Source organism: Caballeronia cordobensis (assembly GCF_001544575.2).
In the GTDB taxonomy this organism is placed as follows: Bacteria; Pseudomonadota; Gammaproteobacteria; order Burkholderiales; family Burkholderiaceae; genus Caballeronia; species Caballeronia cordobensis.
Window position 1 is genome coordinate 26,105 of sequence record NZ_FCNY02000002.1, and the last position, 17,798, is coordinate 43,902.

19 protein-coding genes are annotated in these 17,798 nt (G+C 64.7%); 10 read left to right on the forward strand and 9 right to left on the reverse strand.

All coding sequences use genetic code 11. The annotated features are described in order from the left end of the window. Positions 1 to 345 precede the first annotated feature (345 nt). From AWB70_RS03570 to AWB70_RS03580, 3 genes are read right to left on the reverse strand one after another with little or no spacing between them, the layout of a single operon-like run. Complete coding sequence (locus AWB70_RS03570; protein ID WP_053567722.1) at positions 346 to 1,125, reverse strand: ABC transporter ATP-binding protein; 780 nt, start codon at positions 1,123 to 1,125, stop codon at positions 346 to 348. A gap of 25 nt (positions 1,126 to 1,150) precedes the next feature. After that, positions 1,151 to 1,864, reverse strand: coding sequence for an ABC transporter permease (locus tag AWB70_RS03575; protein ID WP_014190800.1), 714 nt, complete (start codon positions 1,862 to 1,864; stop codon positions 1,151 to 1,153). A gap of 27 nt (positions 1,865 to 1,891) precedes the next feature. Then, on the reverse strand, positions 1,892 to 2,578 hold the full coding sequence (locus AWB70_RS03580) for an ABC transporter permease (RefSeq protein WP_014190801.1): 687 nt from the start codon (positions 2,576 to 2,578) through the stop codon (positions 1,892 to 1,894). Between the two features lie 551 nt (positions 2,579 to 3,129). Here AWB70_RS03580 and AWB70_RS03585 point away from each other — a divergent pair. Further along, a complete protein-coding gene (locus AWB70_RS03585; protein WP_014190802.1) occupies positions 3,130 to 3,828 on the forward strand; it encodes a pirin family protein in 699 nt (232 codons plus the stop codon). A 71-nt stretch (positions 3,829 to 3,899) separates the two neighbouring features. On the opposite strand, the gene AWB70_RS03590 is transcribed toward AWB70_RS03585, so the two are convergent. Next, on the reverse strand, positions 3,900 to 4,481 hold the full coding sequence (locus AWB70_RS03590; RefSeq protein WP_053567723.1) for a Spy/CpxP family protein refolding chaperone: 582 nt from the start codon (positions 4,479 to 4,481) through the stop codon (positions 3,900 to 3,902). 244 nt (positions 4,482 to 4,725) lie between these two features. On the opposite strand from AWB70_RS03590, the gene AWB70_RS03595 reads away from it, so the two are divergent. Next, complete coding sequence (locus AWB70_RS03595; RefSeq protein ID WP_014190804.1) at positions 4,726 to 5,448, forward strand: response regulator; 723 nt, start codon at positions 4,726 to 4,728, stop codon at positions 5,446 to 5,448. Next, positions 5,432 to 6,772, forward strand: a complete 1,341-nt coding sequence (locus AWB70_RS03600) for an ATP-binding protein (protein ID WP_053567724.1) — start codon at positions 5,432 to 5,434, stop codon at positions 6,770 to 6,772. The genes AWB70_RS03595 and AWB70_RS03600 overlap by 17 nt, the downstream gene beginning before the upstream one ends. Before the next feature lie 24 nt (positions 6,773 to 6,796). On the opposite strand, the gene AWB70_RS03605 is transcribed toward AWB70_RS03600, so the two are convergent. After that, positions 6,797 to 7,060 (reverse strand): double-stranded DNA-specific endonuclease, encoded by a 264-nt coding sequence (locus tag AWB70_RS03605; protein ID WP_014190806.1) that lies wholly within the window; start codon positions 7,058 to 7,060, stop codon positions 6,797 to 6,799. Between the two features lie 132 nt (positions 7,061 to 7,192). Further along, a complete protein-coding gene (locus AWB70_RS03610) occupies positions 7,193 to 8,878 on the reverse strand; it encodes a sensor domain-containing diguanylate cyclase (RefSeq protein ID WP_053567725.1) in 1,686 nt (561 codons plus the stop codon). 758 nt (positions 8,879 to 9,636) lie between these two features. Between AWB70_RS03610 and AWB70_RS03615 the strand changes: the two genes are divergently transcribed. The 4 genes from AWB70_RS03615 to AWB70_RS03630 all read left to right on the forward strand — a co-directional run bounded on the left by AWB70_RS03615 (position 9,637) and on the right by AWB70_RS03630 (position 13,558). Then, on the forward strand, positions 9,637 to 11,400 hold the full coding sequence (locus AWB70_RS03615; protein WP_053567726.1) for an ABC transporter permease: 1,764 nt from the start codon (positions 9,637 to 9,639) through the stop codon (positions 11,398 to 11,400). A gap of 12 nt (positions 11,401 to 11,412) precedes the next feature. Beyond that, positions 11,413 to 12,768, forward strand: coding sequence for an ABC transporter ATP-binding protein (locus tag AWB70_RS03620; protein WP_041730214.1), 1,356 nt, complete (start codon positions 11,413 to 11,415; stop codon positions 12,766 to 12,768). Between the two features lie 174 nt (positions 12,769 to 12,942). Further along, on the forward strand, positions 12,943 to 13,143 hold the full coding sequence (locus tag AWB70_RS03625; RefSeq protein WP_053567727.1) for a type II toxin-antitoxin system HicA family toxin: 201 nt from the start codon (positions 12,943 to 12,945) through the stop codon (positions 13,141 to 13,143). A gap of 13 nt (positions 13,144 to 13,156) precedes the next feature. After that, entirely contained in the window at positions 13,157 to 13,558 is a 402-nt protein-coding gene (locus AWB70_RS03630) for a type II toxin-antitoxin system HicB family antitoxin (protein ID WP_053567728.1), read from the forward strand. Between the two features lie 64 nt (positions 13,559 to 13,622). On the opposite strand, the gene AWB70_RS03635 is transcribed toward AWB70_RS03630, so the two are convergent. The 3 genes from AWB70_RS03635 to AWB70_RS03645 form a co-directional block, all read right to left on the reverse strand. After that, positions 13,623 to 14,072, reverse strand: a complete 450-nt coding sequence (locus AWB70_RS03635; protein ID WP_232355421.1) for a hypothetical protein — start codon at positions 14,070 to 14,072, stop codon at positions 13,623 to 13,625. 71 nt (positions 14,073 to 14,143) lie between these two features. Continuing rightward, entirely contained in the window at positions 14,144 to 14,698 is a 555-nt protein-coding gene (locus AWB70_RS03640) for a hypothetical protein (RefSeq protein ID WP_014190813.1), read from the reverse strand. Between the two features lie 291 nt (positions 14,699 to 14,989). Next, positions 14,990 to 16,057: a sigma-54 interaction domain-containing protein gene (locus AWB70_RS03645; RefSeq protein ID WP_053567729.1), complete on the reverse strand. Its 1,068-nt coding sequence runs from the start codon at positions 16,055 to 16,057 to the stop codon at positions 14,990 to 14,992. Between the two features lie 569 nt (positions 16,058 to 16,626). Here AWB70_RS03645 and AWB70_RS03650 point away from each other — a divergent pair. The 3 genes from AWB70_RS03650 (at position 16,627) to AWB70_RS03660 (ending at position 17,715) form a co-directional block, all read left to right on the forward strand. Then, complete coding sequence (locus tag AWB70_RS03650; protein ID WP_053567730.1) at positions 16,627 to 16,995, forward strand: hypothetical protein; 369 nt, start codon at positions 16,627 to 16,629, stop codon at positions 16,993 to 16,995. A 90-nt stretch (positions 16,996 to 17,085) separates the two neighbouring features. After that, complete coding sequence (locus AWB70_RS03655) at positions 17,086 to 17,403, forward strand: ElaB/YgaM/YqjD family protein (protein WP_014190816.1); 318 nt, start codon at positions 17,086 to 17,088, stop codon at positions 17,401 to 17,403. An 87-nt stretch (positions 17,404 to 17,490) separates the two neighbouring features. Further along, the gene (locus AWB70_RS03660) at positions 17,491 to 17,715 is read left to right on the forward strand and encodes a hypothetical protein (RefSeq protein ID WP_053567731.1); all 225 of its coding nucleotides are present in this window, start codon (positions 17,491 to 17,493) and stop codon (positions 17,713 to 17,715) included. Positions 17,716 to 17,798: the final 83 nt, after the last annotated feature.

Sequence of the window (17,798 nt, forward strand, 5' to 3'; positions counted from 1 at the left end):
AAGTAAAACTACTTTTTGCGTACTTCGTTTTGGTACTTTCGTTACCAATTTAACAAAATACGTTATAGCCGCCAAAGAAAATCGAGGCTCGGGAGACGTGTGTGTCAAAAATGCAATGCCCATGTGGTAGGAACGCTACCCAAAGCATGGGAAACGCCCCGCAAAGCCTTATGGCATCAGGGCTTTAGCTGGCCGTAAGTTTCGGGGTCGGGTTTGTCGCCTATTGACGCCGGCGTGCGGTGGCGCTAGTTCGCGTAGGGGCGACAGGGCGGGTTTCAGCAAAGGGGCGCGGACGAAAAAAAGGCGCCTCGCGGGCGCCTTTTTTAAGAGAGTTTTTATTTCGGGTTACTTGAGACTGCCCGACAGGAACTGTTTGAGCCGCTCGCTCTTCGGGTTGCCGAAAACGGCATCGGGATGACCTTCCTCTTCGATGCGCCCCTGGTGCAGAAACACCACATGGTTCGACACGTTGCGCGCGAAGGCCATTTCGTGCGTGACGACGATCATCGTGCGGCCTTCCTCGGCGAGCGTCTGCATCACCTTGAGCACTTCGCCGACGAGCTCGGGATCGAGCGCCGAGGTCGGTTCGTCGAAGAGCATGACGTCGGGGTGCATCGCGAGCGCGCGCGCAATGGCCACGCGCTGCTGCTGTCCGCCCGACAGATGCGACGGATACTGCTTCTCGAGACGCGGCGCGAGCCCGACCTTTTCCAGATACGTGCGCGCGCGCTCCTCGGCGTCCTTCTTCGAGAGCCCGAGCACGTTCACGGGCGCTTCGATCACATTCTCCAGCACGTTCATGTGCGACCACAGATTGAAGTGCTGAAAGACCATCGAGAGCTTCGAGCGCACCTGACGCAACTGCTGCGGGTCCGCGGCCTTGAGCGCGCCGGTCTTGTCCTTCATCGTGCGGACTTCGTCGCCGTCGACGAAGATGCGCCCCTGATTCGGCTGCTCCAGAAAGTTGATACAGCGCAGCATCGTGCTCTTGCCCGAGCCCGACGAGCCGATGATGCTGATCACGTCGCCGGCTTTCGCCTTGAGCGAAACGCCCTTCAGAACTTCGTTGCTGCCGTACTGCTTGTGGATGTCGTCGACGAAAAGCTTGTGCTGCTGGGAAATCATGAACGGTCCTTGGGCGGCGATGGTCTTATTTGCCTTGCGGCCGCAAATAAGCGAGCCAGCGATGCTCGGCGCGGCGGAACAGCCACACGAGCGCGAACGAAATGCAGAGATAGAGCAGGGCGGCGATGCCGAACGCCTCGAACGACTGATACGTCGCGGAATTCACGTCGCGGGCGATCTTGAGGATGTCCGGCACGGTCGCGGTGAACGCGACGGTGGTCGCGTGCAGCATCAGGATCACTTCGTTGCTGTAGTACGGCAGCGCCCGTCTCAGCGCGGACGGCAAAATCACCCGCCGATACAGCGTGAACGACGACATGCCGTAGGCGCGCGCCGCTTCGATCTCGCCGTAGGGCGTCGCCTTGATCGCGCCGGCGAAGATTTCGGTGGTGTACGCGCAAGTGTTCAGCGTGAACGCCAGAAGTGTGCAGTTCATGCCGCTTCTGAAGAACTCGGCGAGCAACATGTGATCGCGCACGACCTGCAAACTGTACAGACCCGTGTAGCAAAGCAGGAGCTGCACGTAGAGCGGCGTGCCGCGAAACACATACGTATAGAGCCACACGGCGCGCGACAGCAGCTTGTTCTTCGAGACGCGCGCGACCGCGAGCGGCACCGAAAGACAAAAGCCCAGGCCGATGGAAATGACCAGCAGCCACATCGTGATCGCGAGACCGGTGATGCGGTAGCCGTCGGTGAAGAGATAGTTCTTCCAGTATTCCTGGATGATTTCGATCATGATCCGTGCCGCTCTTTCATGGGCAATTTAGAGGTCGGCCTTGCGCACGCCGATGGAATAGCGCCGCTCCAGCCAGATCAGCACGAGATTCGAGACCGTGGTGATTGCAAGATAGATCGCGCCCGCGAGAAGCGTGAAGAAGAAGAAACGCAGCGTGCCCTTGCCCGCGTCCTGCGAGGCCTTGACGACGTCCGCGAGCCCGATGATCGACACGAGCGCCGTCGCCTTGACCATCACCTGCCAGTTGTTGCCGATGCCGGGCAGCGCGAAGCGCATCATCTGCGGAAACATGATGCGCGAGAAGGTCTGCCACGGCGTCATGCCGTACGCCGCGCCCGCTTCGAGCTGGCCGCGCGGAACCGACAAAAACGCGCCGCGGAACGTCTCGGTGAAATACGCCCCATAGATGAAGCCGAGCACGAGAATGCCGGCGAGAAACGGATCGATGTCGATCTGATCCCAGCCCATCGCATCGGTGAACAGGTTCAGCCAGATCTGGATGCTGTAGAAGAGCAGCAGCATCAGCACGAGATCGGGCACGCCGCGGATGAGCGTCGTGTAGACGGTGCCGGCGCCCGACGCCAGGCGATTCTTCGACAGCTTCGCCGCCGCGCCGATCAGCCCGATCACGAAGGCGAACGCGAGCGACAGCACCGCCAGCTTGACGGTCTGCCAGGTGCCCGCGAGGATCAGCGGACCGTAGCCTTGCAACATGGTGATTCCTTGATAAGGTGCCTAACGTGCATGGAGTGCGGCGCACGGCGGTCTCGCGCGCGTGGCGCCCGCGCCGCCCGCGCCTGTGGGTAAAGGCGCGGCGCGCGATGCGTTCGGTTCATGTCTCTTCTCAGCCGGCGGCGCTTTGCCCCGCGTCATCGGCTGTCCTGCTCCGGCCGCTTCTCGCTTCACGGCCGGCGGTCGGTATTCTAGTTGGTCAAAATTGCGGGCTGCCGTTGCTGCTAACCCTGCGGCGAGCAATTGTTGCGCCGCGGCGGCCTCGCTTTTTCTCTGATTTCCCGGCGTCCCGATGCGGCGAACCGCACGGCGGACAAGGCTCGCGGACGGCCGCAACCCATCGCCACGCCGGGCCACGCCGGAAAAGCGCGGTATTTTACCCGAACCCGGCCGGCGCGCGAACGAGAAGCCGGAGGCGTCCGATTACATGCATCAGCGGAACGATGTAGTGCCGCCGCACGCGTTGTTTCGGCGGGGCCGCGCCCTTACATTCTCTCCATTGCAAAACAACGCCTTGGGCGGGAGCAAACATCATGATCGAGATTCGCCGCAGCAACGAACGGGGTCACGCCAACCACGGATGGCTGGACTCGTATCACAGCTTCTCCTTCGCCGATTACTACGATCCGGAGCACATGCACTTCGGCGCGCTGCGGGTGATCAACGAAGACCGCGTCGCGGGCGGCCAGGGCTTCGGCGCACACGGCCATCGCGATATGGAAATCGTGAGCTACGTGCTCGACGGCGCGCTCGCCCACAAGGACAGCATGGGCAACGGCTCGACGATCCGTCCCGGCGACGTGCAGCGCATGAGCGCGGGCACCGGCGTGCGCCACAGCGAGTTCAACGGCTCGCCGACCGACACCGCGCATTTCCTGCAGATCTGGATCATTCCGGATGCGCCGGGCGGTGCGCCGGGCTACGAGGAAAAGCGCTTCGCCGACGATGAAAAGCGCGGCCGTCTGCGCGTGATCGCATCGCCGGAAGGTGCGGACGGTTCGGTGACGATCGGCGCCAACGCGCGCATTTTCGCGGGCCTCTTCGACGGCGACGAGCGCGCGGACTTCGACGTGCCGGCGGGCCGCCGCGTGTATGTGCACGTGGCGCGCGGCGCGGTGACCGTGAACGGCGAGGCGCTCGGCCCGGGCGACGCCGCGAAGCTCGAAGACGTCTCGAAGGTGACGGTCGAGAAGGGCGAGAACGCGGAAGTGCTGCTGTTCGACCTCGTTTGATCGCCGTCCCGAGGTAAAAAAAGGGCCGCGGAGCGCACGCTCCGCGGCCTTTTGCCATGCGCCGCGCCGGATTACGGCTTCGCGGTGGCCGATGCGCCCGCCGCCGCGCCCGGTGCGCCGTGCTTCTGCCAGCGCTCGTGACGCTTCTGTTCGTGCTCGCGCATCTTCGCGAAGTGCTTCTTGAGCGCCGTGCTGACGGTCGTCTTCTGCTGATCGTTCAGCGAGTGATAGAAGTTGAGCCACGCGGTCGCGGTCTGCTCGCGCAGTTGCGACGCCTGCTGATCCAGCTTCTGATGCGCGGCGTGCATCGCGTCGAGGTCGAGGATCGCCTGGCTTTCCGCCGACTTGAACTGCTCGTGCATCTGGCGGCGTGCGTCGCGCATCTGCTGGTGGCTCTGCTTCATCGTATCGAGCGCCGTCTGCCAGAGCTTTTCCTGATCCGCGTTGAGCTTCAACTGGCCGTGCAATTCGTCCAGTTGCTTCTTCATGCGCATTTCCATGCGATGCCCGCCGGGGCCGCCGTGGCCGCCCATCATGGCCGGGCCGCCGGAGGCCGGCGCGGGCGGCGCGTCGGTGGTGGCGGCGTAAGCCGTGCCGAACGTCAGCGCGATTGCAGCAGCGGCGGCGGTGAGAATGCGATATTGCTTGGCCATCTTGTAACTCCCTGGATTGTTGTCGAAGCCGAAGCCGCGAGACCGTGATCGATGCATCGGACCGTGGGTCGAGTCTTGCGCTTGTCGGTGAGACACAGCGTAGGGGTTCGGACCGCGGCGCGTGTTACGGGATGGTTTAGGCTTGTTACGCCGGTTTACGCCCGCCTTTCGTGGTAACACCCCGTAACCCTTATGGCGCGGCTGTCATCAATCGCGGTCCGGCTCACGCGCTAAACTCCATCCCATGACTACGCAAATACTTGTCGTCGACGACGACGCCGAACTGCGCGACCTTCTGCGCGACTATCTGGTCCGGCAGGGCATCGAGGTCTCGGTGCTGCATGACGCCGGTGGACTCGAACGCCGGATCGAACGCGAGCGTCCCGATCTCATCGTGCTCGATCTGATGATGCCGGGCGTCGACGGCCTCACCGCGCTCAAATCGCTGCGCGCGTCCGGCGACGACATTCCCGTCATCATGCTGACCGCGCGCGCGGACGACGTGGACCGCATCGTCGGCCTCGAACTCGGCGCGGACGACTACCTCGGCAAGCCGTTCAACCCGCGCGAACTGCTCGCGCGCGTCCAGGCGGTGCTGCGCCGCCGCCGCACGATTCCGTCGGCGGCGCCCGAGCAGCGCGAGCCGTACTCGTTCGGCCGCTTCCGGCTGGATTTCCAGTCGCGCACGCTGCAACAGGACGACAAGCCGCTCACGCTGTCCGGCAGCGAATTCGCGCTGCTCAAGATCTTCGTGAACAACCCGATGCGCACGCTCACCCGCGAGCGCTTGCTCGAACTGCTGCACGGCCCGGAATATGACGGCACCGACCGCGGCATCGACGTGCAGGTGTGGCGCCTGCGCCGCATTCTGGAGACGGACCCGTCCGCGCCGCGCTTCATCCAGACGGTGCGGGGGCGCGGCTACGTGTTCGTGCCGGACGGCGAGCAAAATGCGCCGGGCAATTGATACGCTGTTCGGCCGGCTGGTCGTCATCGTCATCGGCATGCTGGTGCTGTCGCATGTCGCGTGGTTCGCGATCATCCGCTTCGAGCGCGACAACGTGCAGACGCGCTTCGCCGTCGAGGAGGCCGTGTTCCTCGTCGAGGCGGTGCGCCAGCACATCGCCAATACGCCGGATCAGCCCTTGCCGCCGCGCGTGCGCGTGGTGGGGCTCGAGAGCCCGGACGTGCCGAGACAGCCCGACGAGGACATCCCGCCGCCGCTGCAACGCTTTCTGGAAGATCTGAAAGACCGTCTGCCCGACGGCACTGAGGTACGCCTGAACGAACCCGGCGGCCCGCCGAGCGTGTGGGTGCACGGCGCGAAGGACACGGGCTGGATCGTCGTGCCGGTGCAGCCGCTGCGCCCGCCGCGCTCGCGCGACCGCATGCTCGTGTGGCTCGCGCTGATCTTTTCCACCGCCGTGCTTGCCGCGCTGTTCGGCGCGTGGCAGTTGCAGAATCCGCTGCGCGGACTGGCGCAGGCGGTGCAGCGATTCGGGCGCGGCCAGCCGACGCCGCCGGTGCCCGAACGCGGCCCGCGCGAGTTGCGGCAGCTCACGCACGGCTTCAACCAGATGGTGCGCGAAGTCTCGCAGACCGAAAACGACCGCGCCGTGATGCTCGCGGGCGTCGCGCACGATCTGAAGACGCCGCTTGCGCGTCTACGCCTGCGCGCCGAAATGATGGACGACGAGAAGATGCGCGACGGCGTGGTGCGCGACGTCGATTCGATGGCGCATATCGTCGATCAATTTCTCGTGTTCGCGCACGACCGCCCGGACGGCAGCGAGCCGGTCCCGGTGGACGAGCAATGCGAACGCATCGTGCGGGCGTATCGGGCGGTGTCGCCGGGCGCGCAGCCCGTGCGCCTGAATCTCGAGGCCGGGCCGTCGTTCGTGCTGCCCGCGGCCACGCTGGACCGGCTGCTGTCGAATCTGCTCGACAACGCGCATGCGTATGGCGCGCCGCCTGTCGTCATCGAAACGCGGCGGGACGCGAAGGGCTGGGTGTTGTCCGTGGCCGATCACGGCAAGGGCATTGCGCCGGACGATCTCATCAAGGCGAGCCGGCCGTTCGTGCGGCTCGATCCGGCGCGCGGCGGCAGCGGCCACAGCGGGCTCGGGCTTGCCATCGTCGAGCGGCTCGCCCGGCGCGTGGGCGGCGAGTGCGAGATCGGCAATCGTGCCGAAGGCGGGCTGCGGGTCGCCATGACGTTTCCTTTCGAGGTCGCCACGCAGCCGCTCGCCGAGCGCCGCGCCGGCCCGCAGCACGAGGAGCGCGCGCTCTGACGCGCGCGCCGGCGGAAAACGGCGTCAGTCGAACAGCGTTTCGAGCGCCGACGCCGCTTCGCTGTCGACCGTGTTGTACGTCACCGTCGAGGCCTCGAAAATGTAATGCGTCGTGTACTTGCCGAGGCGCGAGAGAATCTCTTCCTGAATCACCTCGGGCGCGAGGTCGATCTTCAGGAACCACGCCGTCGAGGAAAGCCGCGTCTGAAACGAGCCATACTCGGCGAGCAGATGGTCGAACGTTTCAGCGTCCTGATCGCGGCACACGATGACCAGATTTCCCTTCATGCAATCCTCCCGGCTGGGGCAAGCGGCATTCGTTATCGAACATCGATGATACCTGCGGGATGCGTGCGCGTCGCGACATGCACGTGACCGTGCGATGACCCGACGCACGCGAAGGGCACATTGAAGGGCGGATCATTTCCCCGCGAGCGTGTCCTCGGGATGCCGCGCGGACGAGCCCGGATCGGCCGGGCGCACTTCGCTGCGGTCGCGCCCGCGCGATTTCGCCTCGTAGAGCGCGAGGTCGGCGCGCGACAGGATCCATTCGAGCGCATCGTCGGGCGCGAGCTCGGTAATGCCGATCGAGACGGAAAGCGCCGCATCGTCCGGCAGATGCGCGCAATGCTCGTGATGAAAGCGCTTGCGCAGCCGCTCCAGCACGGCTTGCGCATCGGCGAGCGAAGTCTGCGGCAGCAGAATGCCGAACTCCTCGCCGCCCAGCCGGCCGATCGCATCGCTCGGGCGGAGTTGCGCGCGGCACACTTCGACGAAATGCTCCAGCGCGCGATCGCCCGACGCGTGGCCGAACCGGTCGTTGATCTGCTTGAAGTGGTCGAGATCGGCGATCGCCACCGACAGCGGCGTGCCGGCCGAGCGCGCGAGTTCCACTTCATGACGCAGCGTGTCGAGGAAATAGCGCCGCGAGAGGGCGCCCGTCAGCGCGTCGTGGCGGGCTTCGGCGGAGAGCAGCGTATTGGCCGACTGCAACTGCTCGGCGAGATCGCGGGTCGCGCGGTGCAGACGCCGCTCCCGCGAGTACGACGTCGCGATCACGATGGCGAGCGTAACCACGCCCGCCATCGTCAGGAACACGAGGAAGCGGTCGCGGCTGTGATTGCGGCTGATTTCCGGCCAGCTCGTGAGCGGATGCACGATATGCGCCGAGAGGCCCGAGTTCAGGCCGGTGCGCTCGTCGTAGAGCGAGGGCACGTTGCTGCCGTTCGCGGCGTAGAAGGTCTGTGCGAGCGCGGGCGCGAGCCAGTGCTCGGACGCGCGCATCTGCTCGCCGATGTGCGATACGCGCAGCTCCGGAAACGACTCGCGCCGGTAATGCTCGAGGCGCTCGCGCTCGGTCATGCGCGCGACGGGCGCATTGGGCATCGCTTCGTATTCGAGCTGGCCGTCGTGCGCCATCACCACGACGCCGTTTTCGTCGGTCACGAAGGTGCCGGCGCGCGACACCCAGTGCCGCAGGCGGTCGATGCTCACCTTCGCGATCACCGCGCCGACGAGAATGCCGTCCTCGTAGGCGGGCGCGGCGATGAAAATGCCCGGTTCGCCGGAGAGCCGTCCGACGCCATACATCTCGATGAAGCCGCCGAGCAGCGCGCGCGTGACGTAGCCGCGCGCGCTCATGTCGTAGCCGATGAAGCTGTCGTCGTCGTTGGCGTTGCTCGACGCGATGCAGAAGCCCCGTTCGTTGACGAGCCAGATCGAATCGAGTCCGGAGAAGCCCTGCGCTTCGTGCAGGAAGTGGTTGACTTTCGCGAGGCCGGCTCGCGCTGTCCAGTCCTTGCGGCGTTCGAGTTCCGTCGCGGCCGGGTTCGAGGCATAATTCCGCGACTCCGCCAGTGCCCGCTGCGTGAGGTCCATCTGCGCGAGCGTCGCGGGAATGGCGCGCGACATCGCCAGATCGCTCGCGATGATCTGCGCCATGTTGTCGACGATGGACGCCGCCATCTGGCGCTCCGTGCGCACCGTCGCCGTCATCTCCTGTTGTACCATTCGGTCCGACAACAAGCCGGCGGCAATCCAGCACGCGCATGCCAGCGCCGCGAGGCCGAGCGTCGCGATCAGACGGTGCAGGATGAGCTTGTTCATCGAACTCGGGCGGCCTGGACGGTCACGCCGTGCACGGGCGGCACGCGCGCTTCGCGCGCGGGGGAGGCTGCTCGGCGCGCACCGTGCGGGCGCGCGGATTGCAGCGCAGGCGGTCTGCCGCTGGACGGACCAAGGGGACCACGGGCGCAACGGCGCGGCGGGTCGGGCTCGGGTGATTTTGCGGCTCGGATCTGGCGTCGTCTCGCATCGCTTCGGCGCTCAATTTATTGTTCGTGATAAGCCAAGATTGGACGATGTTTTTCGCCGCCTATCAAGCGCCTTCTTGCGGCGAGCGACGTGCGTCGAACACAACGGACGTGCGCCGCGCAAAAACGCTTGCCGCCATGCTGCCCGGTCCGGGCGGGCTGCGGCCAGACTGAAAGGAAGCGAAAGCACGCGGGCGCAGGCACATCCGGCGCGGATTGCCCTTTATTTTGCCCGTGCCGTGCTGAAGAGCAACAGAAAGATCGCACGAATCGCGCGCCGGGCCGCATGACGGTTGTGCCTGTCACATCGGTTGGTGTAGTGTCGGTCGGTTCTGCGCGGGCGATTTCCGGCGCGGCGGCTGCCTGGCGCCGTTCTTTGTGCTCTTTGTGCTCTTCGTCGCGCCTTTCGTGTCGTCCTTTCGGCGGTTGCGTGCGTTGAGCATGGGGCCGTCCCGGGCAAAAGGCTTCTTGCCCGCCCGACGGCTCGCTTGCCGTCTCAAGCAACATCCCGCGTTCGCGCGGCCGGAACAAAGCCTTACGGGGAGGGCCTTCATGGAATTTGGTTTCAATCTGAATCGCACGGCGAATGCGTCGGCGTGGCGGCTCCTGCCCAACCGCTGGGATTTCGTGGCGTTCCCGATGATCATCTGCATCATCGCGCTCGCCGCCGTCGGCTTTCACGAAACGCTTGCGCCGATCTCGACGCTGCAGACGCAGGCGATCTCGCTCGATCCCGCGAATCTACCCGAGTACGCATTGCGCACGACCTTGCGCATGCTGCTGGCGATGGTCGCATCGCTCGTCTTCACGCTGATCTACGGCACGCTCGCGGCGAAGAGCCGGCGCGCGTCGCTCGTGCTCGTGCCGATTCTCGACATCCTCCAGTCGGTGCCGGTGCTGGGCTACATCTCCTTCACGGTGACGTTTTTCCTGGCGATGTTTCCGGGCCGCGTGATCGGCGCCGAGTGCGCGGCGATCTTCGCGATCTTCACGAGCCAGGCGTGGAACATGACGTTCAGCTTCTATCAGTCGCTGCGCACGGTGCCGCGCGATCTGGACGAAGTCTCGCGCGGCTTTCACCTCACCAACTGGCAGCGTTTCTGGAAGCTCGAAGTGCCGTTTTCGATGCCCGGCCTCATCTGGAACATGATGATGTCGATGTCGGGCGGCTGGTTCTTCGTCGTCGCCTCCGAGGCGATCACCGTCGGCAACCGCACGATCGTGCTGCCGGGCATCGGCGCGTATCTGGCCACGGCCATCGGCGAGCGCAATCTCGGCGCGATCGGCTGGGTGATCCTCGCGATGATCGTCGTCATCCTCGCCTACGACCAGTTGATGTTCCGGCCGCTCGTCGCGTGGGCGGACAAATTCCGCATGGAGTTCACGAGTTCGGGCAACGAGCCGTCATCGTGGCTGCTCGACCTGATCCGCCGCACGCGCCTGATTCACCGCCTGCTCGTGCCGGCGGGCTGGATCCTCGCGCGGCTCGCGCGCGTGCCGATCAAACTGCCGTCGCTGCAGGGCGCGTTCGAGACCGTCGGGCTGCCGCTGCGCGCCAAGGTGCCGTCGACGCGCGTCGGCGATATCGCGTGGGGCACGGCGCTCTTGCTCATCACCGTGTTCGTCGTGTGGAAGGTCGCCTCGTTCGTCGCGACGGGCGTGACGTGGGGCGAAGTCGGCCACGTGTTCGTGCTCGGCATCATCACGCTGCTGCGCGTGGTCGTGCTGATCGCGATCGCGTCGGTGATCTGGGTGCCCGTCGGCGTGCTGATCGGCCTGCGGCCGGCGCTCGCGGAGAAAGTCCAGCCGCTCGCGCAGTTTCTGGCCGCTTTCCCGGCCAATCTGCTGTTTCCGGTGTTCGTCGTGGTGATCGTGCGCTGGAACCTGAACCCGGATATCTGGCTGTCGCCGCTCATCGTGCTCGGAACGCAGTGGTATATCCTCTTCAACGTCATCGCGGGGGCGTCGGCTTATCCGAACGATTATCGCGAGGCCGCGACCAACTTCCAGATTCGCGGCTGGCAGTGGTGGAAGAAGGCCATGCTGCCGGGCATCTTTCCTTATTACATCACCGGGGCGATCACCGCGTCGGGCGGCGCGTGGAACGCGAGCATCGTCGCGGAGGCGGTGTCGTGGGGCAAGACGGAAGTCGTCGCGCATGGCCTCGGCGCGTACATCGCCCAGAACACCGCCGCGGGCGATTATCCGAAGATCATTCTCGGCATCGCCGTGATGTCGCTGTTCGTCACGCTGTTCAACCGACTGTTGTGGCGCCCGCTATACGCCTACGCCGAAGCAAGACTCCGGCTGGATTGAGGACGAGTTCCGATGCAGAACCTGAAAAATACGCAGACCCTCCAGCGCACCGCGGGCGCGGCGCCGGCCGGCACGCCGCCGCGTCTGGGCGCGGAAATCCTGCGCGTGCAGAACGTGAGCCGCGGCTTCAACAAGACGCAGGGCGAGCTGCTCGTGCTCGACGATGCGAACCTCGCGCTGCGCGAAGGCGAGATCGTCGGTTTGCTCGGGCGCTCCGGCTCGGGCAAGTCCACGCTCTTGCGCATCATCGCGGGGCTGATCGAGCCGACCGCGGGTGAAGTCACCTATCTGAACGAGCCGTTGAAGGGGCCCGCGAAGGGCGTCGCGATGGTGTTCCAGACCTTCGCGCTGTTTCCCTGGCTGACCGTGCTGCAGAACGTGGAAGCGGGGCTGGAGGCGCAGGGAGTGGGCGCACGCGAGCGTCGCGAGCGGGCGCTTGCCGCGATCGACCTGATCGGTCTCGACGGCTTCGAGAACGCGTATCCGCGCGAGTTGTCGGGCGGCATGCGCCAGCGCGTGGGCTTCGCGCGGGCGCTGGTCGTCGATCCGACCTTGCTGCTGATGGACGAGCCGTTCTCCGCGCTCGACGTGCTGACCGCCGAAAACCTGCGCACCGATCTGCTCGATCTGTGGACGCAGGGGCGCATGCCGATCAAATCGGTGCTGATCGTCACGCACAACATCGAGGAAGCGGTGTTCATGTGCGACCGCATTCTGGTGCTGTCGTCGAATCCGGGCCGCGTGATGGCCGAAATCAAGGTGCCGTTCAAGCATCCGCGCAATCGTCTCGATCCGGCGTTCCGCCGGCTCGTCGACGACATTTACGCGAAGATGACCGCCCGGCAGATGGACGAAACGAAGAAGAAGGGGCTCGAAGCGGGAAGCTGGCTGCCGTCGGTGTCGACGAATCTGATGGCGGGTCTCATCGAAACGCTCGCGGCCGAGCCGTACCACGGCCGCGCGGACATGCCGGAAATCGCGCGGACGCTGCATCTCGAAGTCGATGATCTTTTTCCGATCGCGGAAGTGCTCCAGCATCTCGGTTTCGCCGATGTGCGCGAGGGCGACATCTTTCTCACGCCGCAGGCGCGCGTATTCGCGGAGCTGGGTACGCAGGAGCGCAAGATGATGTTCGCAGAGCATCTGCTGCGGCACGTGCCGCTTGCGGCGCGCATCAAGAAGGTACTGAACGAGCGGCCGGGGCATCGCGCGCCGCGGCTTCGCTTCGAGCAGGAACTCGAAGATTTTCTCTCCGACAAGGCCGCGCAGGAAACGCTCGATGCGGTCATCGACTGGGGACGGTACGGGGAAATTTTCTCGTACAACGATCAGACCGAGATGCTGAGCCTGGAGGATGTGGAGGCTTGAAGATCGCCGGTTTGGGTTGATTCGAAGGCGCGGTCGCCGGCAACGGAACCGCGCCTTTTACTTGGGCGCTGGCCGTTTGGCTGAATGTTCGCGCAGTGCGTTGAAACGTAACGTTCTCGTCTTGAAGATCATTGCTGCGTGTGTAAGATTACACACGCGGCATTCGGAGACGAGATGGAATCATCGCGCTTGATACGGATGCTGATGGATGACGGCTGGCAGTTGGACCGAATCGTCGGCAGTCACCACCATTTCAAACGCCGCGGGAGCACGAGACTGGTCACGGTGCCTCACCCGAGAAAGGACCTTTCCATTGGTACGGTCAGAAGCGTCCTCAAGACCGCCGGGCTGCTCAACCGGCTGTACTCTTCCTAACGGAGATTCGAAAGTGGAATTCCCTGTCGCCATTCATAAAGATCCGGACAGTTGTTACGGGGTGACTGTGCCCGATATCCCTGGCGTGTTCTCCGCGGGAGATACGGTTGACGAGGCGATGAAGAATACGAAAGAGGCGATCTACACCCACGTCTCGATTCTCATCGAGGATGGTCTGGACGTCTCCCTCGTGCCTTCCCCGATCGAAGATCTCATGCCCAACCCCGACTTCGCCGGCGCCATCTGGGCCTACGTCGAAGTCGATCTCTCGAAGCTCGACGCGCGTCCCGAGCGCATCAACATCAGCCTGCCGCGCTTCGTGCTGCACAAGATCGACAGCTATGTCGAAGCGCGCCACGAGACACGCAGCGGCTTTCTCGCGCGCGTCGCACTCGAAGCGATCGCCAACGGCTGAAACGGCAAAAAGCGCGGTCTCCACAGGGAACGCCGCGCTTTCGCTATCCAGCCGCAAGGGACTACTACTGCAAATTCCCCCAACGCTCGACCGCAGGCTCCGCCGACGCCCACTTCCATCCCTCGGGCTGCTGGCAGGCCGTGGCGATGAACCATTCGGCGGGTGCTTTGGCGTCGTCGCCATCGACCACCGAGAAGGCGAATTCCTTGCATGACGCGAGCGCGCTGCCGAACTCGCGCAGCACGCGCACTTCGCCGTGGCCGTTTTCGACCGGCAAGGTGTGCTTGACCTTCCACGGCCGTGTCTCGCCGACTTGCGAGACGCCGGCCGTCACCGCGATCATGACCTGCTGATCCTGATGCAGCGATTTGGTCACGCGCTTGACCGCTTCGTCCGTGGCCGCCTGCACCGCGATGCCCACGCCGAAGCCGATGGCCGGATTCGTCGTGACCGCGCCCGTCGCGACGCCGGCCAGCGCGCCCGTTGCCGCGCCGATCGACGCGCAGCCGCTCATCGTCACGCAGGCGGCGGCGAGCGCTGCGATGCAGCCGAGGCGCAAGGAGAAAGGTCCGTCGAAAAGCACGGTCATTGCAGCGAGCCCCAGCGCGGCGTCGCCGGTTCCGCCGACGCCCATTTCCACTTGTTGCCGTCACGGCACACCGACGCCACGTAGAACGCGCTGCCGGCGGGGCGGTCCTTGGTCGCGTCGCGGTCCACGGAGAACACGATTTCCTTGCAATCGAGCACGCCGCTGCTGATGGTGCGGCTCACCGTCACGCGGCCTTTTTCGTCTTCTTCGATCGGCACCGAATGCACGACCTTCCACGGCGCGACCGCGCCGACCGCGAGCGGCCCGGCGATGGAAGCGATCTGATCTTGCGTATTGGTATGGACGACGCGCTGCGAATATTGCACGCCCGCGCGCGCCGCGGCGACCGCGCCGAGGCCGATGCCCGTCGCCACCGCGGCATTGCTGGTGACGCTGTTCGCGATCGCTGCGCCCGCGATACCCGCACCCGCGGTCGCGCCTTCGCTGTAGAGCGAGTTACAGCCGCTGAGGCTCACGCAAGCGATGGCGCCAGTGATGACCGCGGCGAGCGCGGCGGCGCGCGGCCCGCGCCGTTGGACCCTGATCTGCATGTTGCTTTTTCCTTCGTCTGCCCGTTCCGCCGATGCTTGCCATCGGGTTCGAGGGGCTCGAATCTACTTGAGGTTTCGCCGTCTGATGGCCGCCCGGCAACGCAAAGAGGCAGCCGCGATGCCCGGGCTTCGCGCATTCTGAAGCATGCTTCTAATTACCGCCTGAGGAAAATTGCAAGAAATTGCAAACGGGAAGAGCACATTGCGATCCACGTCACGATCGCGGCCAAAAAAAACGAGCGCGTCGGTGCGCGCTCGTTCGATGGTGGGCGATGAAAGCCGGGCGGGCGCTCAGCTTTCGTGGTTCGAACCCGTGTCGCCGGAGTCCGTATCTTCGTTTTCGTACGCGCCGAGGCGGTTGTACAAGGTCTTGAGGCTCACGCCAAGGGCCTTCGCCGCGCGCCGCTTGTCGCCGCCGCAGTGCTTGAGGGTGCCGAGAATGATCTGCTTTTGCGCATCGGCGAGCGGCGTGCCGACCCACACGTTCATCGCATCGCCTTGCGTGACGGGCTTCTTCACCCGCGACGCGAGATGCGGATGCGCGATCTCCACCGTCCTTTCCGCCAGAATGAACGCGCGATAAACCGTGTTCTTCAGCTCGCGCACGTTGCCCGGCCACGAGTAAGTGCGCAGCACGTCGAGCGCGCGCTTGCTGAACACCTTGGTCGTGCCTTCCTGTGCATTCATCTCGGTCAGAAAATGCTGCGCGAGCAGTTCGCGGTCCGAATCGCGCTCGCGCAGGGGCGGCGCGCGCAGCGGGAAGACGGCAAGGCGATACATCAGATCCTCGCGCAGTCCGTTTTCCTTGACGGCCAGGACAGGATCGCGATTGGTCGCGGCGATCACGCGCACGTCCGAACGGATGAGATCGTTGCCGCCGACGCGGAAGAACGTGCCCGTCTCCAGCGCGCGCAGCAGCTTCACCTGCCGCACGGGCGACATTTCCGTCACTTCGTCGAGGAAGAGCGTGCCGCCGTTCGCGTGCTCGAAATAGCCGATGCGTCCCTGCACCGCGCCCGTGAAGCTGCCTTTCTCATGCCCGAAGAGTTCGGCCTCGATGAGGTTGTCGGGAATCGCGCCGCAGTTCACGGCGATGAACGGCGCGTCCTTGCGCGCGCTGTGGTCGTGAATCGTCCGGGCGACGAGCTCCTTGCCGGTGCCCGACTCGCCGATGATCAGCGCGGTCGCATCGGTGGCGGCGACGCGCTCGATCTGCGCGTACAACTCCTGCATCACGGGCGAGGAGCCGTAGAGCAGTCCATAGGACTTCAAGCCCGGCACTTCTCCCGTGTTGCGCTTTCTTTGCGCGGGTGTATCGCCGACCGCAATGGGCGGCGGATCCAGATCGGTTGACGCCATGTGTCCTGATCGTTCCTGATTCTGCGTATGGGGTGGGCGGGCGGCGGACCGCGCGCGCGTCTCGTGTCGCGGCCGTCTGTACGCAGCCGGCGCTCGCGGCGCGACCGTGAATGACCGCGCATCGGCATGTGACGCGCCCGTGCGCGCTGCCCGTCGGCTCACGTTCTCCGTGGGCCGCTCTCCTGGTCGTGCGTCGGTCGAGGATCGTCTGCATCGGCTGCTTTCGCATCCGAATCGTTGCGAACGAGCCTGTCTCAATATTCGCTATTTAACCATTCGCAACGGCTTGGCGGCAATGCGTGGACTCACTCGGGGCGGATTTTGTCGGCGGCTTTTACGGGCCTTGTGTAGTTTGCGGAAAGGTTCTCCTTTCGGCGTCGAAAAATTACAAAGCGACGGCGTAATTGTTACCCGATCAGCGCCGAAAACATGCGCTTGCTTAAGGCTATTCGGACGTGGCACGAAAGCTGCATACCCGTAGGTCATCGTGATTCTTATTCGAAAGTTCGCCGACGAAGCATCGCGTCCGAGGCGTACACACGAGGATGGGCGAGAGAGGCAAACGCATCATGGAAGACTTTTTCAGTTTCGAAGTGGCCGCGCGAGAGCGCACCAACCCGCGCACGGCGTCGACACGGCCCGTCCGGGCACGGCGCACGCACGCCGCGGGCGGCGATCGGCAGGAACTCGCGGCCGGCGAGCCGATCGACATCTATCACTGGGCGGCGGTCGCGCTCGTGACCGCGCTCATGTGCGCGGTGCTAGGCTATGCGGCGGGCACGCCAGCGCTCGCGCGCGCCGCGAACGTGACGAGCCTCGTGTTCGGTGCGATGGGCGGCGCGTTGATGGCGAGCGGCGTCGTGCGCAGTCTGCGCGCGCGGCTCGCGGCGGACGGGCAGCTTGCCGTGCCCCGCGTGCCGGTCGCGGAATCGCAATGATGCGGTATTGATGCCGCTGGATTGCCGCCGCGCTGCGGCACGACCCGGCGTCGCGCTCCACTCACCCCACTTAGGCGAGGACTTCATCCCATGAGTCAAACGACTGTCCAGCTTGCGTTGGGCAAGCAAAAAATCATCGAGGACATCAAGGTGCTGCTGAACGACTCCGAAGAGTTGTTGCGGCTGTCGGCCACGTTGCCCGGCGAGGGTGTCGATGCACTGCGCTCGCGTCTGCGCGATCACGTCGATTCGGCGCGCGTCGCGCTGGAGGACGCTCAGGCGAGCGCGCAAAGCCGCTATCGCGCGGGCGTCGATTGCACCGAAAAATACGTGAAGGACAACCCCTGGCAGTCGCTCGGCATGGCCGCCGGCGTCGGTTTTCTGCTCGGGCTTCTGGTTTCGCGCTGATTCGCCATTCGCGATTTTCGGGTGAATCGGAGCGCCGCCGGTTTTTCACGGCGGCATCGAATTTCTTGACGATGGGAGAGAACACACATGGCACGGCCTTCGATCGGAATCTTCGGCGCGCTGTTCGCAGTGGGCGGCGTTCTCGCATGGAAATGGGTGCAATCGCAAAATCTGGCCGGCCGGCGTACGGCGCGCGATCTGAACCGCTGGGAAGACGAGGGCGGCAAGGTGCTGACGCCCGCCGGCACGCAAGCCGTGAATGGCGAAGCGGTAGGCGGGACGGCGGATGCGTGGCATTTTCCGCGGAGCTGATTTCACGGCTCGAACTCACGACTATCCATTGATGCGATCAATGAAAACGCGCGCCGCATCAGCGTGCGTTTTCATCTTGATAA